General features: G+C 61.1%; 19 protein-coding genes. 11 read left to right on the forward strand and 8 right to left on the reverse strand.

Annotation, left to right across the window (positions count from 1 at the left end; translation table 11 throughout):
* Positions 1-43: 43 nt before the first annotated feature.
* Together KKQ10_RS18875 and moaB are read right to left on the reverse strand one after the other, a co-directional pair.
* The gene (locus KKQ10_RS18875; protein WP_215502113.1) at positions 44-1,231 is read right to left on the reverse strand and encodes a molybdopterin molybdotransferase MoeA; all 1,188 of its coding nucleotides are present in this window, start codon (positions 1,229-1,231) and stop codon (positions 44-46) included.
* A gap of 22 nt (positions 1,232-1,253) precedes the next feature.
* Entirely contained in the window at positions 1,254-1,793 is a 540-nt protein-coding gene (gene moaB, locus KKQ10_RS18880) for a molybdenum cofactor biosynthesis protein B (RefSeq protein WP_003226719.1), read from the reverse strand.
* An 82-nt stretch (positions 1,794-1,875) separates the two neighbouring features.
* On the opposite strand from moaB, the gene mobA reads away from it, so the two are divergent.
* Positions 1,876-2,478 (forward strand): molybdenum cofactor guanylyltransferase MobA, encoded by a 603-nt coding sequence (gene mobA / locus KKQ10_RS18885; RefSeq protein ID WP_215501966.1) that lies wholly within the window; start codon positions 1,876-1,878, stop codon positions 2,476-2,478.
* Between the two features lie 78 nt (positions 2,479-2,556).
* The gene (locus KKQ10_RS18890) at positions 2,557-2,778 is read left to right on the forward strand and encodes a YgdI/YgdR family lipoprotein (RefSeq protein WP_003226722.1); all 222 of its coding nucleotides are present in this window, start codon (positions 2,557-2,559) and stop codon (positions 2,776-2,778) included.
* A 77-nt stretch (positions 2,779-2,855) separates the two neighbouring features.
* Here the strand turns inward: KKQ10_RS18890 and KKQ10_RS18895 are convergent, their stop codons facing one another.
* The 3 genes from KKQ10_RS18895 to KKQ10_RS18905 all read right to left on the reverse strand — a co-directional run bounded on the left by KKQ10_RS18895 (position 2,856) and on the right by KKQ10_RS18905 (position 4,547).
* Positions 2,856-3,746, reverse strand: a complete 891-nt coding sequence (locus KKQ10_RS18895) for a pseudouridine synthase (RefSeq protein WP_215501967.1) — start codon at positions 3,744-3,746, stop codon at positions 2,856-2,858.
* Between the two features lie 81 nt (positions 3,747-3,827).
* Complete coding sequence (locus tag KKQ10_RS18900) at positions 3,828-4,145, reverse strand: hypothetical protein (protein WP_064588512.1); 318 nt, start codon at positions 4,143-4,145, stop codon at positions 3,828-3,830.
* 165 nt (positions 4,146-4,310) lie between these two features.
* Positions 4,311-4,547, reverse strand: a complete 237-nt coding sequence (locus KKQ10_RS18905) for a glutaredoxin family protein (protein WP_215501968.1) — start codon at positions 4,545-4,547, stop codon at positions 4,311-4,313.
* Between the two features lie 201 nt (positions 4,548-4,748).
* On the opposite strand from KKQ10_RS18905, the gene KKQ10_RS18910 reads away from it, so the two are divergent.
* Positions 4,749-6,461: a cation:proton antiporter gene (locus KKQ10_RS18910; protein WP_215501969.1), complete on the forward strand. Its 1,713-nt coding sequence runs from the start codon at positions 4,749-4,751 to the stop codon at positions 6,459-6,461.
* Here KKQ10_RS18910 and KKQ10_RS18915 read toward each other — a convergent pair.
* Positions 6,458-7,666, reverse strand: a complete 1,209-nt coding sequence (locus tag KKQ10_RS18915; RefSeq protein ID WP_127648750.1) for an ammonium transporter — start codon at positions 7,664-7,666, stop codon at positions 6,458-6,460. The genes KKQ10_RS18910 and KKQ10_RS18915 overlap by 4 nt on opposite strands.
* A gap of 306 nt (positions 7,667-7,972) precedes the next feature.
* On the opposite strand from KKQ10_RS18915, the gene KKQ10_RS18920 reads away from it, so the two are divergent.
* The 8 genes from KKQ10_RS18920 (at position 7,973) to KKQ10_RS18955 (ending at position 19,320) form a co-directional block, all read left to right on the forward strand.
* The gene (locus KKQ10_RS18920; RefSeq protein ID WP_025113166.1) at positions 7,973-8,287 is read left to right on the forward strand and encodes an ElaB/YgaM/YqjD family protein; all 315 of its coding nucleotides are present in this window, start codon (positions 7,973-7,975) and stop codon (positions 8,285-8,287) included.
* A gap of 2 nt (positions 8,288-8,289) precedes the next feature.
* On the forward strand, positions 8,290-8,673 hold the full coding sequence (locus tag KKQ10_RS18925) for a phage holin family protein (RefSeq protein WP_215501970.1): 384 nt from the start codon (positions 8,290-8,292) through the stop codon (positions 8,671-8,673).
* A complete protein-coding gene (locus tag KKQ10_RS18930) occupies positions 8,670-9,008 on the forward strand; it encodes a hypothetical protein (RefSeq protein ID WP_102354011.1) in 339 nt (112 codons plus the stop codon). Before KKQ10_RS18925 ends, KKQ10_RS18930 begins: the two co-directional genes overlap by 4 nt.
* Before the next feature lie 125 nt (positions 9,009-9,133).
* A complete protein-coding gene (locus KKQ10_RS18935) occupies positions 9,134-10,297 on the forward strand; it encodes an EAL domain-containing protein (RefSeq protein WP_215501971.1) in 1,164 nt (387 codons plus the stop codon).
* A 76-nt stretch (positions 10,298-10,373) separates the two neighbouring features.
* Complete coding sequence (locus tag KKQ10_RS18940) at positions 10,374-11,702, forward strand: deoxyguanosinetriphosphate triphosphohydrolase (RefSeq protein WP_215501972.1); 1,329 nt, start codon at positions 10,374-10,376, stop codon at positions 11,700-11,702.
* Between the two features lie 344 nt (positions 11,703-12,046).
* Complete coding sequence (locus KKQ10_RS18945; protein ID WP_127648754.1) at positions 12,047-12,673, forward strand: response regulator transcription factor; 627 nt, start codon at positions 12,047-12,049, stop codon at positions 12,671-12,673.
* A gap of 8 nt (positions 12,674-12,681) precedes the next feature.
* Entirely contained in the window at positions 12,682-16,326 is a 3,645-nt protein-coding gene (locus KKQ10_RS18950) for a transporter substrate-binding domain-containing protein (RefSeq protein WP_215501973.1), read from the forward strand.
* A 48-nt stretch (positions 16,327-16,374) separates the two neighbouring features.
* Complete coding sequence (locus tag KKQ10_RS18955; protein ID WP_215501974.1) at positions 16,375-19,320, forward strand: HD domain-containing phosphohydrolase; 2,946 nt, start codon at positions 16,375-16,377, stop codon at positions 19,318-19,320.
* On the opposite strand, the gene msrC is transcribed toward KKQ10_RS18955, so the two are convergent.
* Both msrC and KKQ10_RS18965 read right to left on the reverse strand, forming a co-directional pair.
* Entirely contained in the window at positions 19,321-19,803 is a 483-nt protein-coding gene (gene msrC / locus KKQ10_RS18960) for a free L-methionine (R)-S-oxide reductase MsrC (RefSeq protein ID WP_215501975.1), read from the reverse strand.
* Positions 19,800-20,690: an ATP-binding protein gene (locus KKQ10_RS18965; protein ID WP_127648758.1), complete on the reverse strand. Its 891-nt coding sequence runs from the start codon at positions 20,688-20,690 to the stop codon at positions 19,800-19,802. Before KKQ10_RS18965 ends, msrC begins: the two co-directional genes overlap by 4 nt.
* Positions 20,691-20,758: the final 68 nt, after the last annotated feature.

Consider the following 20,758-nt stretch of genomic DNA (forward strand, 5'->3'; position numbering starts at 1 on the left):
CATCGACGCGGTATCGGTCGAGCCTGCACTTGCAAGACGGGGCTCAGCCGAGTAGATCGCTCAGAGGGATGAAGACAACTTGATCGTCTTCTACCAGCGTGCGCCCCTCCAGCACTTCTACCAATCCATCCGCCCAGGCAGCGCTGCGCAGCACGCCTGAACTTTGATTGCGGTAGATGATTGCCCGTCCCTGTTCGAGTCGGCCGCGCAAGTATTCACGCCGATTACCCGCCACAGGCCAGACAAACCCTGCTGGCACCGAGAACTTCAGCGGTTCGACATCCTGCACACCCTGACGCCGCAACAGATAAGGCCGCGTAAGCAGGGCAAAGGTCACCAGCGTCGAAGCGGGGTTACCGGGCAGACCAATGACCGGCACATTGCGAAAATGGCCGAACGTCAGCGGTTTCCCAGGTTTGATTGCCAGTTTCCACAGTGCCAGCTCGCCCTCTTCTCTCAGTGCGATGCCAAGAAAATCCGCTTCGCCAACTGAGACACCACCCGTGGAAAGGATCAGATCAACATCCTGCAACTCGCCCAAGCGCGCACGGGTGGTGGCCAGATCATCCGGAAGAATGCCGGCATCGACCACCTCACAACCCAGGCGCTGCAGCCAGCTGCACAATACCACCCGATTGCTGTTGTAGATCTGGCCCGGGCCCAACGCCTGGCCTGGCTCGACCAGCTCATCTCCGGTAGACAGCACCGCCACCCGCACCTTGCGCACCACATTGAGCCCGGCGCAACCCAGCGATGCCGACAAACCTTGCTCGATCGGCCCCAACCGCGTGCCTGCCGGCAGGACCAGCTCACCGACGGTGGTTTCCTGGCCTTGCGGGCGTATGTTCTGGCCAACGCTCATGGCTTGGGTGAAACGCACCCGGCCATCGTCCTGAACCTCGGCGTTTTCCTGCATCTGCACGCAATCCGCTCCGGCAGGTACAGGCGCACCGGTAAAGATTCGCGCACAAGTGCCGGGTTCCAAAGGCTCGGGCGCCTGCCCGGCGAACACCTTTTGGCTGACCGGTAGCGGCTCGCCCGTCCAATCGGCGAGATTCAGGGCGTAACCATCCATGGCGCTGTTTGGCCAAGGCGGCAGGTCCAGTGTGGAGATCAAGTCTTCGGCCAGCACCCGCCCCTCAACGTCAGCCAACGGCAGGAACTCACGCTCGACAATCGGCGTGGCATCGGCCATTGCCAGCAGGCGGGCCAGTGCGTCTTCGACAGGCATCAGGCTGCCGGTCTTGCCCGGCTTACCCACGGGATTCACAAGGCGCCGCCTGCTTCAGGTGAGGCACGAAGTTGCACGGACGGTGCCGCGAATCCAGCTGCTCGGCCAGAATGCCATCCCAACCGGTGCGCACCGCGTTGGTCGATCCGGGCAGGCAGCACACCAGCGTGCCATTGGCCAGACCGGCCAGTGCCCGCGATTGCACGGTCGAGGTGCCGATGTCAGCGACCGAAATCTGACGGAACAACTCACCAAAGCCATCGACCTGTTTGTCCAACAGGCACGCCACGGCTTCCGGTGTGCTGTCACGCCCGGTGAAACCGGTGCCGCCGGTAATCAGCACGACCTGCACCACGTCCTCGGCAATCCAGTGGGCAACTTGCGCGCGGATTTTGTACAGGTCATCTTTGAGCAAAACCCGTTCGGCCAAGCGGTGGCCGGCAGCGGTCAGGCGGTCGACGAAGACCTGGCCTGAGGTGTCGGTTTCCAGGGTTCGGGTATCGCTGACAGTCAGCACTGCAATGTTCAGCGGTGCAAAAGGTACATCGGCCTTGGCTTTCATTAGGCTCGTCCAGTTGTAGGAGAAACAGCCCGGTGTTATATCACAGCGCCTGAATTTTTCGCCGCCCTGCTGGAGAGCTGCCATGACCTCGAACACGCCATTGCCCCCCTGCTCCATTCTGCTCCTGGCGGGCGGACGCGGTCAGCGCATGGGCGGCCAGGACAAAGGCCTGGTCGAATGGCAGGGTGAACCGCTGATTGCGCATTTGCAGCGCAAGGTGCGGCCGCTGACCGACGATCTGATCATCTCCTGCAACCGCAATCGCGAGCGTTATGCCGCCTACGCCGACCAACTGGTGAGCGATGAAGAAGGCGACTTTCCGGGCCCGTTGGCCGGCATCCTCGCCGGACTGAAGGCCGCGCGCCGGTCACACACGCTAGTTCTGCCCTGCGACGTACCGCGCATCGACGCCGCGCTGCTGCACGACATGCGTGCAACCGCCGGCCAATTTCCTGAAAAACCTTTAATGTTGCGTCATGACGACCACTGGGAACCCCTGCTGTGCGTGATTCCGGTGGCCCTTTTACCCGCGTTCGAAACCGCCTGGAACGCCGGTGAACGCAGCCCCGGCCGGGTCATGCGCAACCTCGGCGCCACGGCCCTGCAATGCCCGGACAATGACCCGCGCCTGGCCAACCTGAACACCCCCGAACTGTTAAATGCGCATAACACTGTGTCAGACTGACAGCATTCAAGGAACTCTCAGGCCTTGTATACGTCTCAAGCTCAGTAACCAAAAGTATTCCCATTCGGAGACACACCCATGACTCAACGGACCCTCGCCACTTTCATGCTCGCACTGGGCCTGGCAACGCTCGCTGGTTGCTCGTCGCCAACAGTGATCACCTTGAATGACGGTCGCGAAATCCAGGCCGTCGACACCCCTAAATACGACGAAGATTCGGGCTTCTACGAGTTCAAGCAACTGGACGGCAAAGAGACCCGCATCAACAAGGATCAGGTTCGTACCGTTAAAGAGCTGTAAGCTTTACGTCGACACCGGATACAGAAAAGCCCGCATTGCTGCGGGCTTTTTCATGGGCGCTGGAAAAGTGAACAGCGTCACCACTGCAGGGTGATCTGGCTCTCGAATGACCGCTCTTCGCCCGTCACCGGGTCGACAAAGCGCAACCCCTGCGCCAGCAACTTCAACGGATTGGCGTAGTCATCCTCAACGTCTTTCAACACATCCGGGTAAAACGGATCGTTACAGATACTCGCCCCGAGCGCGGTCATGTGTACCCGCAACTGATGCTTCTTGCCGGTCACCGGGTACAGTCCGTAGCGCCACAGATCGCCGTTCTTTTCCCGCACCTCCACCGCTGTTTCCGTATTGGCGACGCCTGGGCCTTCCTGCATGCGAAAGAACGGTTCGCCATCGATCAGACGACTTTTGTGTACGAGGGGAAATTCCAGCGCTGGCAGCGCACGGGCGATCGCTTCATAACGTTTTTCGATCTGCCGGGTCGGGAACAACGACTGATAGGCCGAACGGGTCTGCGGATTGGCCGAGAAAATCACCAGCCCCGCCGTGTGCCGGTCGATGCGGTGCAGCGGCACCAGATGCGGGTTGTCCAGGCGCCGGATCAGTCGGCGCAACAACGTCTGCTCGACGTACTCGCCGGCCGGTGTCACCGGCAGAAAATGCGGTTTGTCCGCCACCACCAGATGTTCGTCCGCATAGAGGATCGATTCCAGTACCGGAATTGGCTTTTCATCCGGCACTTCACGGAAGTAGTGAATGCGCAGGCCTTCCTTGTATGGCAGGTCCAGCGCAATCGGCTGGCCCTGACCATCCAGCACCCGCCCCCGGGCGATCCGGTCCAGCCATTGCTCGCGGCTGATCGCACTGAAATGCTCACACAGGCAATCAAGCACGGTCAGCCAGGTGCCCGGCGGCAGGTAAAGGGTACTGGCCTGATTCTGCGCAGCGGAAAATGTTGGTGTGGACATACGGAGATTCGAACCCTCAATGCAGGTCGGCATTATCCAACACTGAGCGATACGAACCTAGCGCAGATTCCGCCATCCGCCTCAGGCCGGGATCGCTTTCAGCGCTGCGGCTTCGGTGAATTCCTTGAGCCAGCGCAGCACATCGACCGCCTCCCAACGCCCCGGGTCATACAAGGCGTACAGCAGCCCCTGATAGCCGACAACATCCAGTTGTTTGTGATAACCGGCACGCTGGAACAGCGCCTCGATTTCGGCGAAGCAAGTATTGAAATGCAATTTGTTGAACGGCGTCTTGCCCTCCGTGACCAGCCCGTCCAGGCGCAGCTCGAGGACCGCCTCGCGCACCACGTCAACCGACATCCGGTTCACGCTGTTCTTCAACTGTTCGACATTGACCACGGTTCGTCCCTCTGACTGCCGGATTCACCTGCTCAAGTCATGAAAAGCAGCAGGCCAACCCAATTACTGTATAGGCATACAGTAACCGAATAATCCGCAAAGTGCCAAGGGATGGATGCACGGTCGCGACCGGCGGAAGACAGTGGCACGCCACCGGGAAACGGCTCAGCGCAGGAAGGCTACCACTTCATCAGCACTGAACGGCCAATCAAGTTCTGCGCCATTATCCACCCGGCGCAGCACCGGAATCCGCAGGCTGTAAGCCTCGTACCAGAACTCATCGTCGGCAATATCCACCAGCTCCACCAGCAGACCGTGCTCGACAAAAGGCATCAACTCGGCCTCTGCCACCTCACACAGATGACATCCCAGGGTGCCGAACAACTGACATTCAGGAGGCATGATCGCTCTACCGAAAAAATGAGCGTTCATTCTAGGCCCGCCTCCAAAACCCGTCGAGCCGCTGCTGCCCAAAGGGCCAAACCCGGCATCCAGTACGCAAAACCCTGACGCAAATCAGTCCACGGAAAAGCCAATCAGGCGATGCTCCCGCGCTTTTTGCCTCTACGCTTGAGAAGCCAGAGCCTGCCATCGGAGTGTCTTGTGTTTGCCAACCTGCTGATCATCCTCGCGTCGTCCCTGGTGATGATTGCCCTGTTCCGCCGTCTGCGCTTGCCGCCGGTGCTGGGCTATCTCTGCGTGGGTCTGATGGTCGGGCCGACCGCATTCGACTGGGTCAACGAGAGTGAACACCTGCCTGACGTGGCCGAGCTGGGCGTGGTGTTCCTGCTGTTTTCGCTGGGCCTGGAGTTTTCCCTGTCGAAAATGATCGCGCTGCGTCAGGTGGTGTTTCGCCTGGGCAGTCAGCAAGTGTTGCTCAGCACAGCGTTGCTGGGCCTGGTGTTGATCCTGCTGGGCATGCCGGTGCCCCCGGCGCTGTTGCTTGGGGCCGGGCTGTCGTTGTCGTCGACGGCGATTGTCACCAAGGAGCTGAGCAGCCTGGGCGAAGTGTTCAGCAGTCACGGGCAGAACGCCGTCGGGGTCTTGTTGTTTCAGGACGTGGTCGCGGTGTTGCTGCTGACGCTGGTACCGGTGTTCGCCGGGAGCAGCGCACAAGCCTGGTATTGGGCCTTGCCACTGACCCTGGCAAAGACCGTGGTGCTGTTTTTCGGTTTGCTGCTGGCCAGCCGCTGGTTGCTGCCACGGCTGTTTCATGAAGTGGCCGCCTCGCGCTCGGCGGAATTGTTCGTGCTGCTGGCGCTGGTCATTGTGCTGCTGACCGCATGGCTGACGCACCTGCTGGGCCTGTCCCCGGCCCTCGGTGCATTTCTGGCCGGCATGCTGTTGGGCGAAAGTCACTACCGCCACCAGATCGAGGCCGACATCCGGCCCTTTCGCGACATTCTGCTCGGGGTGTTTTTCGTCAGCATCGGCATGCTGATCGACTTGCAACTGTTTGTCAGCCACAGCGTGCTGATCATCGGTCTTACCCTCGGCCTGATGCTGCTCAAGGGCTCGGTCGTGGCGCTGCTGGTGAAGTGGCGCGGCAGCGATCACGAAACCGCCTGGCGCAGCGGCCTGGCCCTGGCGCAAGGGGGTGAGTTCTGCTTCGCGTTGATGGCGCAGATGCAGCAAAACAAGATACTGCCTGCCGAGTTGGGCGCCCTGCTGTTGGCGGCAACATTCTGCTCCATGCTGCTGACCCCGCTGTTACTGCGCGCGGCGCCGAAAATTGCCTTGCGCCTGCATCGCAAGCCGAACCAGGAAGCGCAAATCGAAGAGATCAGCGCGCTCAACGCCGACCTCGACCAGCATGTGGTGATTTGTGGATACGGGCGGGTCGGCCAGTCCATCGGCCGTTTCATGCGCAATGCCAATCAGCCTTACATTGCTCTGGACAACGACCCGGTGCGGATCCAGGAAGCTGCCGTCGGCGAAAGCAATGTGTATTACGGCGACTCTTCTCGCACCGATCTGCTGATCGCCGTCGGACTGTTGCGCGCACGACTGGTGGTAATCGCCGTGGATCAATGCGACGTTGCCCTGCATATTCTCAAGGAAGCACGCCGCCACAATGATCAAGTGCCGATACTGGTGCGCACCCGCGACGATAGCCAATTGGCCGAGCTCAAGGCGGCCGGCGCCACCGAAGTGGTGCCGGAACTGTTGGAGTCGAGCCTGATGCTCGGCTCTCACGCACTGATCCTGCTCGGTCTGCCAGCGCGGCAGGTACAGGAGCGAGTCGATCAGGTGCGCAGTGACCGTTATCGCCTGCTGCACGGGTTTTACCCCGGTGCCGACGATGAGGAAACCTAATCCTGACTGACCGCGCCGATCTTGTGCAGCGACAGGTCGGCGCCGTAATACTCCTGTTCCTGACTCAGGCGCAGACCGTGCAACGCCTTGATCAAACCGTAGACGGCAAAACCACCGATCAGCGCGACCACCACGCCGAGCGCGGTGCCGATCAACTGGCTGATCAGGCTGACACCACCGAGGCCACCGAGCGCGCTCTGGCCGAAGATGCCGCAGGCTATCCCGCCCCACACCCCGCACAAACCGTGCAACGGCCAGACACCCAGCACATCGTCGATGCGCCATTTGACTTGCGCGGCGGTAAAGCACCACACAAACAATGCGCCGGCAATCGCGCCGGTGACCAAGGCACCGACCGGGTGCATCAGGTCAGAACCGGCGCAGACCGCCACCAGCCCGGCCAAGGGGCCGTTGTGCAAAAAGCCCGGGTCGTTGCGCCCGGCGATCAACGCCGCCACCGTGCCGCCGACCATCGCCATCAACGAGTTGACCGCGACCAGACCGCTGACACCCTGCAAGGTTTGCGCGCTCATCACGTTGAAGCCGAACCAGCCGACAATGAGAATCCACGAACCCAGCGCCAGAAACGGAATGCTCGACGGCGCGAATGCCACCAGGCGCCCGTCGCGATAACGCCCGTTGCGCGGACCGAGCAACAACACGGCCGCCAACGCCAGCCAGCCGCCCATGGCATGAACCACCACGGAGCCAGCGAAATCATGAAACGCCGCGCCGAATCGGGCCGTCAGCCAGGCTTGCAGACCGTAGTTGCCGTTCCAGATCATGCCTTCGAAAAACGGGTAGATGAACGCCACGATCAACGCCGTCGCGCACAGCTGCGGTACGAACCGTGCACGCTCGGCGATGCCGCCGGAAATGATCGCCGGGATCGCTGCAGCGAAGGTCAGCAGGAAGAAAAACTTCACCAGACCGTAACCGTGATCGGCACTGAGTACGGCCGCCGGTTGCATGAAGGTCACCCCGTAGGAGATCCAATAGCCTATAAAGAAATAGGCCAGGGTCGAGACCGCGAAGTCGCTGAGAATCTTCGACAGCGCGTTGACCTGGTTCTTCTGGCGAACCGTGCCCACTTCAAGGAAGGCGAAACCGGCGTGCATCGCCAGCACCATCACCGCACCGATCAGAATGAACAGCGTGTTGGAACTGTGAACCAGCGTGTCCACAGCGCTTTGCAGATTTTCCATAAAGAGGCAGACCTGAAGGCCGAAAAAGGCACCAAAGCGGTTCGCGCGGACAATTCATGCACCAAGTTGCGCCTTGCGCGGCACCGCACTGAAGCTGCGATGAACCACTTTGGCGCATCAGATCGATGTCCTGACGCGAACCAGGATTATTTGAGTTAAGGTTTTCCCGCATGTACGCCCGCCAACAGCGCACGGCGACTGCAGGACGCACCACGACATAGCAAAAGCTGTACCAGTCATTTGTACTGAACCTTCGCGCAAGGCTCATACTCGAACGCTTCAGACGTCACTTACGGAGATCCACCCATGGCCAGCATCAAGGCAAAGACTGCTCAAGAAATCCTGATGAACGACTTCCAGACTCTGGTCGCCGACACCGAACGGTTGCTCGAGCACACCGCGACACTGGCGGGCGATCAGGCCGATGAGCTGCGCGAACAGATCCACGACAGCCTGCTGCGCGCTCGCGAAACCCTGAAGCTGACCGAAGACACCCTGCGCGATCGCGGCCAGGCCGCCGTCACCGCCACCGAAGACTATGTGTCGGCCAACCCTTGGCAATCGGTGGGCATCGCCGCCGGGGTGGGCTTTCTGATTGGCCTGCTGGCCACTCGGCGCTGATCATGTCGATCGGCGAATCCGGCCTGGGGTCGGGCACCTCCTCCACGCGGCGTCTGGGCGCCGCTGTTCTTGGTTTGCTGCACAGCCATGTCGAACTGTTCGGCATCGAGCTGCAGGAGCAGAAGGCACGTACCGTCAGCCTGTTGCTGTTTGCAGGTCTGGCACTGGTGTTTGCGCTGCTGTTGCTGGTCGGTCTGTCGACGCTGGTGCTGATTGTGTTCTGGGACACTTACCGCCTGCCCGCCATCATCGGCCTGTGCGTGTTCTACACCCTGGCGGCCGCTTTCTGTGGCTTGCGCCTGAAAGCTGCTGTCTTCGATGAGTCCTCACCCTTCCACGGCACCCTGGAAGAATTGGCCAACGATCGGGAGCGCCTGTTGCCATGAGCCTGCCTGAACTGCCCCACAACAGCTCGCGTCGGGAAATGCGCAAGGCGCTGATCCGCCTGCGCATGGAAATGCATCGCCAGGAAATCCGCCATGAAGCCGGGCAAGTGCTGCAACCCTTGCAGCGCATGCGCGGCATGACGCAAAACCTGCAAGACGGTTTCGGCATCAAACACGCGCCGCTCTGGGGCGTGGCGGCGGTCACGCTGCTGGGATTCATCACCGGTAAAGGCGCGAAAAGCGGTGGCGTCGGCGGTCTGACCCGGCTGATTCGTCTGGGCACCAGCCTCGGGCCACTGATCAAACTGGTGATGCAGAGCTCAAGCAAACGCTGAGCCCGCGCATCTGGCTGCATTCTTGCAATACCCGCGGGATGAACCTCTTTTATCCGGAGGTTCAATCCCGCGCGCCTACCTGGTCGGCGGGGTTCATCCAGAACAAGAACGACTAAGGAGGCCCCGTGATCGACGGGCAACCGCTCGCCTGCTTTCAGCCTTTCATCGATACCGCCACCGGACGCATTGCAGGCGTCGAGGCACTCGGTCGCCTGCGTCAGGCTGACGGCCAACTGGCCTCGGTCGGACCGCTGTTCGCCGACCCGCGCACACCCGCCGTTGCCCTGCGTCGCCTCGACCGCCAGATTCGCGACAATGCCCTGAGCCGACTGCATGAAGCCCCCGCCGAGTGGTTTCTCAGCCTGAACATGTCGCCGCGCTGGATTAGTCGCCTGCGCGCGGATCAGCCGTTGCCCAGCCTCAAGCAGATGCTGCGCCACGGCGTCGATCCGCAGCGCATCGTCTTCGAGATCACCGAACTGGGTGGCAACAGTCAGCGCCTGGCTGAAGTGGTCGCCCGCTATCGCGAGGCCGGTGCGCGCATCGCCATTGACGATTTCGGCGCCGGCTATTCGCAGCTCGACCGGGTGTTGGCCTTGCAGCCGGACATTCTCAAACTCGACATGCGCCTGTTTCAAGCCGCAGCGTTGGGCGGGCCGAGCAGTGACGTGGTCAAAGCGCTGGCGCAGATGGCCGAGAAGACCGGCTGCTGGATCATTGCCGAAGGCGTGGAAACCGAGGCACAACTTAATTTCGCTCTGGAATGCGGCTCGCGATACGTCCAGGGATTTCTCTTCGCCAAGGCGCAGGAAGCCTTCTATCCATCTGACGCCTTCGTGCAACGCTTCGCCGAACTGCGCCAGCGCTACGTGCGGCAGAAACTGGCCGAACGCGGACGTCTGATGCAGATGCGTCAACAGCTCGGCGAACTGATGTCGATCCTCCAGGCCTGGGCTCAGACCCATGCACCGCTCAGTGCGCTGCCACAGCTGGACGCCTTTCCGTGGTTGCTGCGGTTCTACCAGTGCGATCGCCACGGCACGCAACTGACGCCGAACCTTGAGTGGCGCCCCGGTGGCTGGATGGCCGACAACCGCTATCTGGGGCACAACTGGTCATGGCGCCCGTACTTCTATCACTTGTTGGCCGAAGGCTGGGAGGAACGCCGTCTGACCCTGTCCAACACCTACCGCGACGCCACCAGCAATCAGTATTGCCTGACCGCCGGCCAGTTCTTCGATAACGGCGAACGCCTGTTGCTGATCGATATTGATGCCGCGGGCCTGTAGTTCCGCTTGCAGCTGGAGGCGCGAACCGGGAAGCTAGGGCCACAGTCATCCCAATCACCGACGGAGAGAACCAGCCTTGGATTGGCAGACCCTGCTCAACCGCGAACGCCTTGGAAAACCGCTGCACAGCCCGCAAGAGCTGGGCCGCAGCCCGTTCCACAAAGACCATGACCGCATCATCTTCTCCGGCGCCTTCCGGCGTCTGGGACGCAAGACCCAGGTGCATCCGGTATCGAGTAACGACCACATCCACACCCGTCTGACCCACTCGCTGGAAGTCAGCTGCGTGGGCCGTTCGCTGGGCATGCGCGTCGGTGAAACCTTGCGCAGTGCCCTGCCCGACTGGTGCGAACCCAGCGACCTGGGCATGGTGGTGCAGTCGGCCTGTCTGGCCCATGACATCGGCAACCCGCCCTTCGGCCACTCCGGTGAAGACGCGATCCGTCACTGGTTCCAGCAAGCGGCCGGGCGCGGCTGGCTCGACGGCATGAGCGAAGCCGAGCGCGGTGATTTCCTCAATTTCGAAGGTAACGCGCAAGGTTTCCGGGTGCTGACTCAGCTTGAGTACCATCAGTTCGACGGCGGCACCCGCCTCACCTACGCCACCCTCGGCACCTATCTGAAGTATCCGTGGACCGCGCGTCACGCCGACTCGCTGGGCTACAAGAAACACAAGTTCGGCTGCTATCAGAGTGAACTGCCGCTGCTCGAGCAGATCGCCCACAAGCTCGGCCTGCCGCAGCTGGAAGACCAGCGCTGGGCGCGTCACCCATTGGTGTACCTGATGGAGGCTGCCGACGACATCTGCTATGCGCTGATCGACCTCGAAGACGGCCTGGAAATGGAGCTGCTGGAGTACGCAGAAGTCGAATCGCTGCTGCTCGGCCTGGTGGGTGACGATCTGCCGGAGACTTATCGCCAGCTCGGCCCGCAGGATTCGCGTCGGCGCAAACTGGCGATCCTGCGTGGCAAGGCCATCGAGCACCTGACGAATGCCGCCGCCCGGGCATTCGTCGAGCAACAGGACGCGCTGCTGGCCGGCACCCTGCACGGCGACCTCGTCGAACACATGCACGGCCCGGCCAAACGTTGCGTGCTGAACGCCAAGGACATCGCCCGCAAGAAGATCTTCCAGGACAAGCGCAAGACGCTGCATGAAATCGGCGCCTACACCACCCTGGAAATCCTCCTCAATGCGTTCTGCGGCGCAGCGCTGGAGCAACATGGCGGCCGTAGCCCGTCGTTCAAGAGCCGGCGTATTCTCGACCTCTTGGGCAACAACGCCCCTGCCCCCCATGGACCGCTGCACACTTCGTTTCTGCGCATGATCGACTTCATCGCCGGGATGACCGACAGCTACGCCAGTGACATGGCGCTGGAAATGACCGGGCGCTCCAGCCACTGACCGGGCGCGCTTCTTGACCGGTCAGCGCAGCTGTCCGGTCGAGCGGTTTTCCAATAAATCGGCTCTGACCTGTTCGATAAATACCCTGAGCGAAACGTAATACGTTTCACGCAAAAAACCTCAACCCAACACCTTATTTAAACACTCGACCCGCAACTTAAAACATTCAACTAAACAAACAAGCTCAACACTTCCTTACGCGCCACAGAGTTCTGTCGTAGTAGATTTCCTTTTAGTGTGTAGGACTTATCCTATATTGCCGCTAAAGCCATGTGAGTTCATGCGACCGCTCATTTAACTGAGCTAAGGTGCGCGCTTTATTCGCGCACGTATGGGATTTGATTATGAACTCCGTTTTTATTGTCGATGATCACCCCGTCATCCGGCTTGCCGTTCGAATGCTGCTCGAGCATGAAGGTTACAAGGTCGTCGGCGAAACCGATAACGGGGTCGACGCCATGCAAATGGTCCGCGAATGCATGCCCGACCTGATCATCCTCGATATCAGCATCCCCAAACTTGACGGCCTGGAAGTCCTCGCCCGTTTCAACGCCATGGGCATGCCGCTCAAGACGCTGGTACTGACCGCGCAATGCCCGACGCTGTTCGGTATCCGCTGCATGCAGTCCGGCGCATCCGGTTACGTGTGCAAGGAAGAGGACTTGAGCGAACTGGTCAGCGCCATCAAGGCCGTACTTTCCGGTTACAACTATTTCCCCAGCCAGGCGTTGAATCCGGTACGCAGCGATGATGTGCGTTATGCCGAACTGGAACTGTTCAAGTCCGTCAATGACCGGGAACTTATGGTCTTGCAATTATTTGCACAAGGTCGCACCAACAAGGAAATTGCCAAGGGCATGTTTCTCAGCAACAAGACCGTCAGTACCTACAAGAAGCGCCTGATGCAAAAACTCAAGGCCAGATCCCTGGTTGAACTTATCGAGATGGCCAAACGCAACGCGCTAGTGTGAGAGCCCGAATGCCCAGTCGTTTAAAGATCTATCTCGCTGGATTGTGCGCGAGCCTGTGCCTGACGACTCAGGTAAATGCCGAGGTCGTTACCGCACAAGATTACGTGCTGCGCAGCCGCTCGGGTCACGAAACGCTGGTCGTGGCCCTTGAACTGGCGCAACGCCAATGGTTGCAGACTCGCAGCGAACTGGTACTGGGCACTTCCGCACCGGATTATCCGCCGTTCGACATGACCGCCAGCGGTCGCGATTACGAAGGCTTCACCGCCGACTACGCCGGCCTGCTCAGCCGGGCCACCGAGCTGCCGATCCGGGTCAAACGCTTTGCCTCACGGGACGCCGCCTTGCGAGCGCTGGTAGCCGGTCAGGTCGACATGCTCGGGACGGCCAACGGTTTCGAGGCGAGTCGTGCCGACGTCCTGCTTTCTACCCCCTACGCCATCGATCAGCCGGTACTGGTCACCCGTGAAGACGAGACCCGCACGCTCACCGAAGGCCTGGCCGGACTGCGCCTGAGCATGGTGTATCACTATCTGCCGCAGGATGAAGTCAAGGCGCTGTATCCCAAGGCCATCCTGACGTCCTATCCCTCCTATCAGAACGCAATCAACGCGGTGGCTTTCGATCAGGCCGACGTGTTTCTGGGCGACACCATCTCCACCCACTACATGATCAACAAGGGTTATCTGAACAACATTCGCATGGCCAATTTCGGCAAGCAGGAAGCCCACGGCTTCAGCTTTGCCGTGCGTGCAGACAACCCGCAACTCCTCGCCATCATCAACACCGCGCTCCAGGCCGTCTCAGCCAGTGAACGGGACAGCATCGCCAAGCGCTGGAGCGCCGGCAGCGACATCCTGCTGACCGACCAGAAGCTGCAATTGACCCACCATGAAGAGCAGTGGCTCAAGCAGCATCCAGTGCTGCGTGTCGTGGTCAATGAGGCGTTCGCACCGCTGACATTCTTCGACAGCGACGGCAATCTGCGGGGCATCACCGCAGACCTGCTCGAACTGCTGCGCCTGCGCACCGGCATGCGCTTCGAACTGGTACGCAGCCGCAGCGACGGCGACATGATCGAGCAGATCGACCAGCATCGGGCCGACCTGATCGCGGCGTTGCTCCCCACTCCTCAGCGGGAAAAGTCCCTGCTGTTCAGTCGCCCCTATCTGGAAAACTCGTTTGTCCTGCTGACACGCAAATCCGCTGACAGCCCGACTCATCCAACCCAGCTCTCGGGCAAGTCCCTGGCGATCTCCCAAGGCAATCCCATGGCCGATTACCTGCGCCGCGAGTTCCCCGACATCCACCTGATTGAAACCTCCGATACCTTCGGCGCCGCGACGTTGCTCGCCGAAGGCAAAGCCGATGGCGCGGTCGCCTCGCTGGTGATCGCCAACTATCTGATCGCGTCGCGGTTCTTCGAACATCCGTTGCAGATCACCACGACCCTGGGCACCCGCCAGGCGGCCTTTTCACTGGCCACCGCCCGCGACAACAGCGAACTGGGATCGATCCTCGACAAGGCGCTGCTGAGCATCACGCCCGAGGAACTGGGCGTCATCAACAGCCGCTGGCGTGGTTTTTCCAACGCCGCGCAAGGCAACTGGCATCACTACCAGCGCCTGTTCTACCAACTGATCGGCGCGGCGTGTTTGCTGCTGGTGTTGTCACTGCTGTGGAATGCCTACATGCGTCGCCAGATCAAGCAGCGTCAGGCGGCCGAGCGCGCCCTGAACGATCAGTTCGAGTTCATGCGCTCACTGGTCAACGGCACTCCGCATCCGATCTACGTGCGCGACCGTCGAGGCCTGCTGCAAAGCTGCAACGACAGCTACCTCGAAGCCTTCAACGCCAAACGTGAAGACGTGATCGGCAAAAGCGTCATGCAAGGCACCCTGAGCAATGCCTTCGAAGCGCAGGCGTATCAGGCGGATTACCAGCGGGTCGTGGACGAAGGCACGCCATTGGTGCTGGATCGTCCGCTGCACATTGGCGGCCGACGCCTGACGATCTACCACTGGATCCTGCCGTACCGCGACTCCAGCGGCGACGTGCAAGGGATCATCGGCGGCTGGATCGATATCAGCGAACGTCGACAACTGTTCGATGAGTTGCGCAGCGCCAAGGAACAGGCGGACAACGCCAACCGCGCCAAAAGTACCTTTCTGGCGACCATGAGCCACGAAATCCGTACGCCGATGAATGCCATCATCGGCATGCTCGAATTGACCCTCAAACGCATGGCCGAGCAGCACCCGGATCGTTCATCCATCGAAACCGCCTACTGCTCGGCCAAGGATCTGCTGGGCCTGATCGGTGACATCCTCGATATCGCGCGGATCGAGTCCGGGCGCCTGAGCCTGAGTCCGGAGCGGGTCAATCTGGTCGAAACGGTGGCGTCAGTGGTCAGGATTTTCGACGGCCTGGCCCGTCAGAAAAACCTTGCTCTGCCGCTGAGCGTCAATCCCCCAGGGCTTCAAGTCGATGTCGAACTCGATCCGTTACGCTTCAAGCAAATCCTGTCCAACCTGATCAGCAACGCCATCAAATTCACCGAGTACGGACAGGTGCGGATCACGCTGGACGTGCTGTCCAATGGCCCGGGCACGTGTTCGCTCATCCAGTTGACGATCCAGGACACCGGGGTCGGGATCAGTATCGAAGATCAACAGCGCCTGTTCGAACCTTTCGCCCAGGCCGACGGTGGCCGACAGCAGGCCCGCAGTGGCGCGGGTCTGGGGCTGGTGATCAGCCGCAATCTCTGCGAAATGATGGGCGGCCAGTTGCAATTGAGCAGCCAGCCCGGGATCGGCACCCAGGTCTGTCTGTCGCTGCCGCTGCAAACGCTGCCGTGCACAGTGGCCACGACGAAAACCGAACCACCGATCCGCGTGACCTTTACGCCGCTGAACATCCTGGTGGTCGACGATCACCCCGCCAATCGCCTGTTGATGTGTCAGCAACTGGAGTTTCTCGGGCACCGCTTCAGCCTGGCGGAAGAAGGGCGAAGCGGGTTTGAACAGTGGCAGGCAGGTGAATTCGATCTGGTCATTGCCGACTGCAACATGCCGCTGATGAACGGCTATGAACTGACCGCCGCCATCCGCCAGCAGGAACAACGCACAGGTCGCGCACCGTGTACGGTGCTGGGCTTCACCGCCAACGCGCAGCCTGAGGAAGTGCAGCGCTGCAAACAGGCCGGCATGAATGACTGTCTGTTCAAGCCCTTGAGCCTCAGCGCGCTGAGCCACTGGGTCAACGGCTTGCAGCCCGTCGCGCCCGAGCCTGCATTCAATTTCCAGGGACTGAATCAGTTGACGGGCGGCAATCCGCTGCAGGCCCGGCGCCTGCTCACAGAGTTGCTCAAGAGCAGCCGCCTCGATCGCCAGGAGTTGTTGGCCCTGGCCCCGCACAATGATCGTGAGGCATTGGCGGTGGTGGCGCACAAGATCAAAGGAGCCGCCCGAATCGCTCAGGCTTCGCGCCTGATCGCCCGTTGCGATGCGCTCGAACAAGCCTGCGCGCCGACAACGCCCGGGCTCACTCTCGTGCATCGCATACAGGCCACCGATGCGGCCATGGTCGAACTGGAGCAGGCGTTGCAGCAACAACTCGAACCGCTTGAAAAAAGCAGAATGACCGAGCCTTAACTATGCTTGGGCGCTGAGCAGTGTGTTTACTTCAATGGAGAGCCAGCGATGCCCAGCCCACTGCGCCCGGATCAACGCCGGTTCCCGTTGCATGTGCATATCAGCGTCATGTTCACCTTTCTGCTGTTGCTCACGGGCATCGTGCTGGGACTGTTCAATTATCGCCAGACCACCCGGATCATCCTGTCGAGCAGCGAAAACCTGTTCAATCGTATCGAACAGGACGTGCGCCTGGACCTGCAGGCCACTTACCAGCCGATCCGGCATTTGCTCAGTCTGCTGGCGGTCAACCAGGCGACCGAGGCCTCGAACCTGCAACAGCGTCTGGCACTGCTCAAGCCGTTCAGTCAGTCGCTCAAGGACAACACCGACCTCGCTTCGCTGTATCTGGGCTATGGCAACGGCGACTTCTTCATGGTGCGCCCCTTGCGCACCGACGCCCTGAAAACCCTGCTCAAGGCGCCGCCGACAGCGGCCTATCAGGTCTGGAGTATCGAACACACGGCCAGCGGCACCGCGTCTTCACAATCGTTGTTCTTCGACGAAGCGCTGAACCCGGTCGCTCATCAGGACAATCCCGACGATCGCTACGACCCGCGCACCCGCAACTGGTACAGCAACGCCCTGCGACAAGGCGATCAGATCACCACCGAACCCTACGTGTTTTTCTCCACGCACAACGTCGGCACCACCCTCGCCCGGCGCAGCAACGCAACGACGGTGATCGGTGCCGATCTGACCTTGGCCGCGCTCTCGGCCACCTTGATCAAGCACGTGGTTACCCCCTCCACCGAAATCGTGCTGTTCGATGCCGATGGCAATGCCGTGGCCTATCCGGACAGCAGCCGGCTGATTGTCGATGACAGCAATGCACGCCTGGCCAAGGCCGCCGACCTGAGTCCGAATCTGCACGCGCTGCTGTCCACGGCGCATCAGGGCAAGCGGCTCGACGTCGCGGGCCGACACTGGATCGTCGCCCGCAGCAACCTGCAGGAAGGCGGCCCGAAAGGTCTGCAGATGGCCCTGCTGGTGCCGGAGGACGAGTTGCTCGCCGACGCCTACCGCATGCGCTGGCAAGGCGCGCTGATCACCTTGGCGACATTGCTGCTGTGCCTGCCGCTGGGTTGGCTGATATCGCGGATTCTGGTCAAGCCGCTGCACGCGCTGGTCAAGGAAGCCGACGCGATTCGCAGTTTCGATTTCAACTTTCCGGTCACCCGCCGCTCGCCAGTGCTGGAGGTGGATCAGTTGAGCCTGTCGATGGCCCGCATGAAGGACACACTTGCCAGTTTCTTCCGCATCACCGACAGCCTGTGCGCCGAAACCCGCTTCGCCCCGCTGCTGCAACGGGTGCTGTTCGAAACGGTGCAGATCGCCCAGGCGCAGGCAGGCTTGATCTATCTGCGCGAAAACGATGGCAACCGGATGGAACCCTACGGGCTGGTGATCGATGGCGTCTCGCAGGATCTGGACGAGTTCGATGTGCTGGGTCAGGAGCTTCTGGCGGGTCAGGGGCCTGCGTGGTTCCAGCAACTGACGAACGCTGACAACGTGGTGACCAGTCTTGGCTTCGAACAGGCCGGGGACTTGCAGAAAGTACTGCTGGCGATGACGTCGCCGCGTATCCACTTGATCGGCATTCGCCTGCGCAACCGGCACAACGAAACCATCGGCCTGTTGATTCTGCTGATCAACGACAGCGGCACCGCGCAGGATCTGGAAAAACTGCGTCCGGACCGCATCGCCTTCCTGCAGGCGGTTTCCGGCGCTGCGGCGGTGAGTATCGAAAGCCAGCGCCTGCAGGCAAAGCAGAAGCAGTTGCTCGATGCGTTCATCCAGCTGCTGGCCGGTGCCATCGACGCCAAGAGCCCCTACACCGGTGGCCACTGCCAGCGCGTGCCGGAGCTGACGCTGATGCTCGCGCAGGCCGCTGCCGCCAGCCAGGCGCCGGCGTTTCAGGGCTATCAGCCAAACGAAGACGAATGGGAGGCCCTGCACATCGCCGCCTGGCTGCACGACTGCGGCAAGGTCACGACACCGGAATACGTGGTCGACAAGGCCACCAAACTGGAAACCCTCAATGATCGCATCCACGAAATCCGCACCCGCTTCGAGGTGCTCAAACGCGACGCCTGGATCAGCTACTGGCAGGCACTGGCCATGGGCGGCAACGAGGCGCAACTGAGCGAACTCCGTGACGCCACGCTGACAGAACTGGACGACGACTTTGCATTTGTCGCCCGCTGCAACCTGGGCGGTGAGGCCATGGCGCCAGCCGATCTGCAGCGCCTTGAGCGCATTGCCGAGCGTCGCTGGACGCGCACCCTCGATGATCGTCTGGGCGTGTCCTGGGAGGAAAACCGGCGGCAGGCACGAACGCCTGCACCGAAGCTTCCGGCCAGCGAACCTCTGCTGGCGGACAAACCCGAACACCTGATCGAACGCGCCGACAGCGAACTGATTCCGGAAGACAACCCGTGGGGATTCAAACTGGATGTGCCGCGCTACAAATACAACCGCGGCGAACGCTACAACCTGAGCATCGCCCGCGGCACGCTGACCCGCGAAGAGCGCTACATCATCAATCACCACATGGTGCAGACGATCCTGATGCTCAGCCACCTGCCCTTCCCGGGGCACCTGGACAGCGTCGCGGAAATCGCCGGTGGGCATCATGAAAAAATGGACGGCAGCGGTTACCCCAAACGCCTGAAGCGCGAAGACATGAGCCTGCCGGCGCGGATGATGGCGATTGCCGATATCTTCGAGGCTCTGACCGCGGCTGACCGGCCGTACAAGAAGGCCAAATCCCTGAGCGAAGCACTGGGGATCATGGCCACCATGTGCCGCGAGGCGCACATCGATGCCGAATTGTTCGGGCTGTTCATCAACGAAGGGGTGTACATGCAGTACGCCGCGCGGTTTCTCGACCCGCGGCAAATCGATGCGGTAGAACCGGCCAGCCTGTTGCGCAAGGCTGGCCTGAGCGCCTGATCAGCAGTCGGTCAGACGCAGGAAGATCGCCGCCAGACGCTCGATACCGGCCTGATCGTCGGCACCGAAACGTGCCAGTTTCGGGCTGTCGAGATCGAGCACGCCGATCAGACGACCGTCCTTGACCAGCGGCACCACCAGCTCGCTGTTCGAGGCGCTGTCACAGGCAATGTGCCCGGGAAAGGCATGCACGTCTTCGACCCGCTGGGTCTGCAGACTGGCCGCCGCCGCGCCACACACGCCGCGACCGAATGGAATGCGCACGCAGGCGATCTGCCCCTGAAACGGGCCAAGCACCAGCTCCTCCTTGCGATTGAGGTAGAAGCCGGCCCAGTTCAAGTCATCGAGCTGGTTGAACAGGAACGCCGAAAACTGCGCGGCGTTGGCGATGAAATCGCGCTCGTCCGCCAGCAGCGACTCCAGTTGCGCGGCCAACATGCCATAGCCTTCAAGGCCCTGGCCGCTTTGTTGCAGATCAATCATGCCTTGTGCTCCAGCAATTTCAGTCCCACCCAGTAACGGGCGAATTGGTACGCGCAACGTCCATTGCGATTGCCGCGCCCGGTTGCCCAGCGCACGGCGAGGATGTCCAGCGCTTCGTCACGCTGCCAGCTCAAGCCGGCCTTGGCCGCCAACTGGCCGATCCAGTGTTCGACGACGTTGAGAAAGTGCTCTTGGGTAAACGGATAGAACGACAGCCATAGGCCGAAACGGTCCGACAGGGCGATCTTGTCTTCCACCGCTTCGCTGGGATGCAGTTCGCCGTCGACGCGTTTCCAGTTCTCGTTGTCGCTTTCCTTCTCCGGCACCAGATGGCGGCGGTTGGACGTGGCGTACAGCAAGACGTTGTCCGGCGCCTGCTCCAGCGAGCCGTCGAGCACACTTTTCAGGACGCGGTAATCACCCTCACCGGATTCGAACGACAGGTCATCGCAGAACAGCACGAAGCGCTGTGGCAGTTTGGCGATCTGCTCCACCACCCGCGGCAGGTCTGCCAGGTGATCGCGCTCGATCTCGATCAGGCGCAGGCCGGCCTGGGCGTGCTCGGCCAGCAACGCCCGCACCAGCGAGGATTTACCGGTACCGCGCGAGCCCCAGAGCAGCGCGTGGTTGGCCGGCATGCCGTCGAGAAACTGTTGGGTGTTACGCCCCAACTGCTCCAGCTGCCGGTCGACACCGATCAGGTCGCTCAGACGCATGTCGAGGCTGACTTCCAGCGGCAGCAGAAACCCGCTGCGCCCGTCGCGCTGCCAGCGCGCCGCCAGGCAGGTGTTCCAGTCAATAACGGGACGCGGAGCCGGCAACAGCGGCTCGATCCGCGCCAGAACCGACTCGGCGCGTTCAAGAAAAGCATTCAATCGGGAATCCACGTCTTCTCCTCGGGCACGTTCAAAGTGATGATGGTGCTTCAGCGACGACAATCAGATCAACAATGGCG

This window comes from Pseudomonas sp. MG-9 (assembly GCF_018729515.1).
In the GTDB taxonomy this organism is placed as follows: Bacteria; Pseudomonadota; Gammaproteobacteria; order Pseudomonadales; family Pseudomonadaceae; genus Aquipseudomonas; species Aquipseudomonas serboccidentalis.

Excerpts from the sequence above, each read along its gene's own strand:
- KKQ10_RS18905 (WP_215501968.1), bottom strand. The coding sequence starts at position 4,547 with ATGCCTCCTGAATGTCAGTTGTTCGGCACCCTGGGATGTCATCTGTGT.
- KKQ10_RS18945 (WP_127648754.1), top strand. The coding sequence starts at position 12,047 with ATGAACTCCGTTTTTATTGTCGATGATCACCCCGTCATCCGGCTTGCC.
- KKQ10_RS18915 (WP_127648750.1), bottom strand. The coding sequence starts at position 7,666 with ATGGAAAATCTGCAAAGCGCTGTGGACACGCTGGTTCACAGTTCCAAC.
- KKQ10_RS18920 (WP_025113166.1), top strand. The coding sequence starts at position 7,973 with ATGGCCAGCATCAAGGCAAAGACTGCTCAAGAAATCCTGATGAACGAC.
- KKQ10_RS18950 (WP_215501973.1), top strand. The coding sequence starts at position 12,682 with ATGCCCAGTCGTTTAAAGATCTATCTCGCTGGATTGTGCGCGAGCCTG.
- msrC (WP_215501975.1), bottom strand. The coding sequence starts at position 19,803 with ATGATTGATCTGCAACAAAGCGGCCAGGGCCTTGAAGGCTATGGCATG.
- moaB (WP_003226719.1), bottom strand. The coding sequence starts at position 1,793 with ATGAAAGCCAAGGCCGATGTACCTTTTGCACCGCTGAACATTGCAGTG.
- mobA (WP_215501966.1), top strand. The coding sequence starts at position 1,876 with ATGACCTCGAACACGCCATTGCCCCCCTGCTCCATTCTGCTCCTGGCG.
- KKQ10_RS18925 (WP_215501970.1), top strand. The coding sequence starts at position 8,290 with ATGTCGATCGGCGAATCCGGCCTGGGGTCGGGCACCTCCTCCACGCGG.
- KKQ10_RS18875 (WP_215502113.1), bottom strand. The coding sequence starts at position 1,231 with ATGCCTGTCGAAGACGCACTGGCCCGCCTGCTGGCAATGGCCGATGCC.
- KKQ10_RS18930 (WP_102354011.1), top strand. The coding sequence starts at position 8,670 with ATGAGCCTGCCTGAACTGCCCCACAACAGCTCGCGTCGGGAAATGCGC.
- KKQ10_RS18895 (WP_215501967.1), bottom strand. The coding sequence starts at position 3,746 with ATGTCCACACCAACATTTTCCGCTGCGCAGAATCAGGCCAGTACCCTT.
- KKQ10_RS18890 (WP_003226722.1), top strand. The coding sequence starts at position 2,557 with ATGACTCAACGGACCCTCGCCACTTTCATGCTCGCACTGGGCCTGGCA.
- KKQ10_RS18955 (WP_215501974.1), top strand. The coding sequence starts at position 16,375 with ATGCCCAGCCCACTGCGCCCGGATCAACGCCGGTTCCCGTTGCATGTG.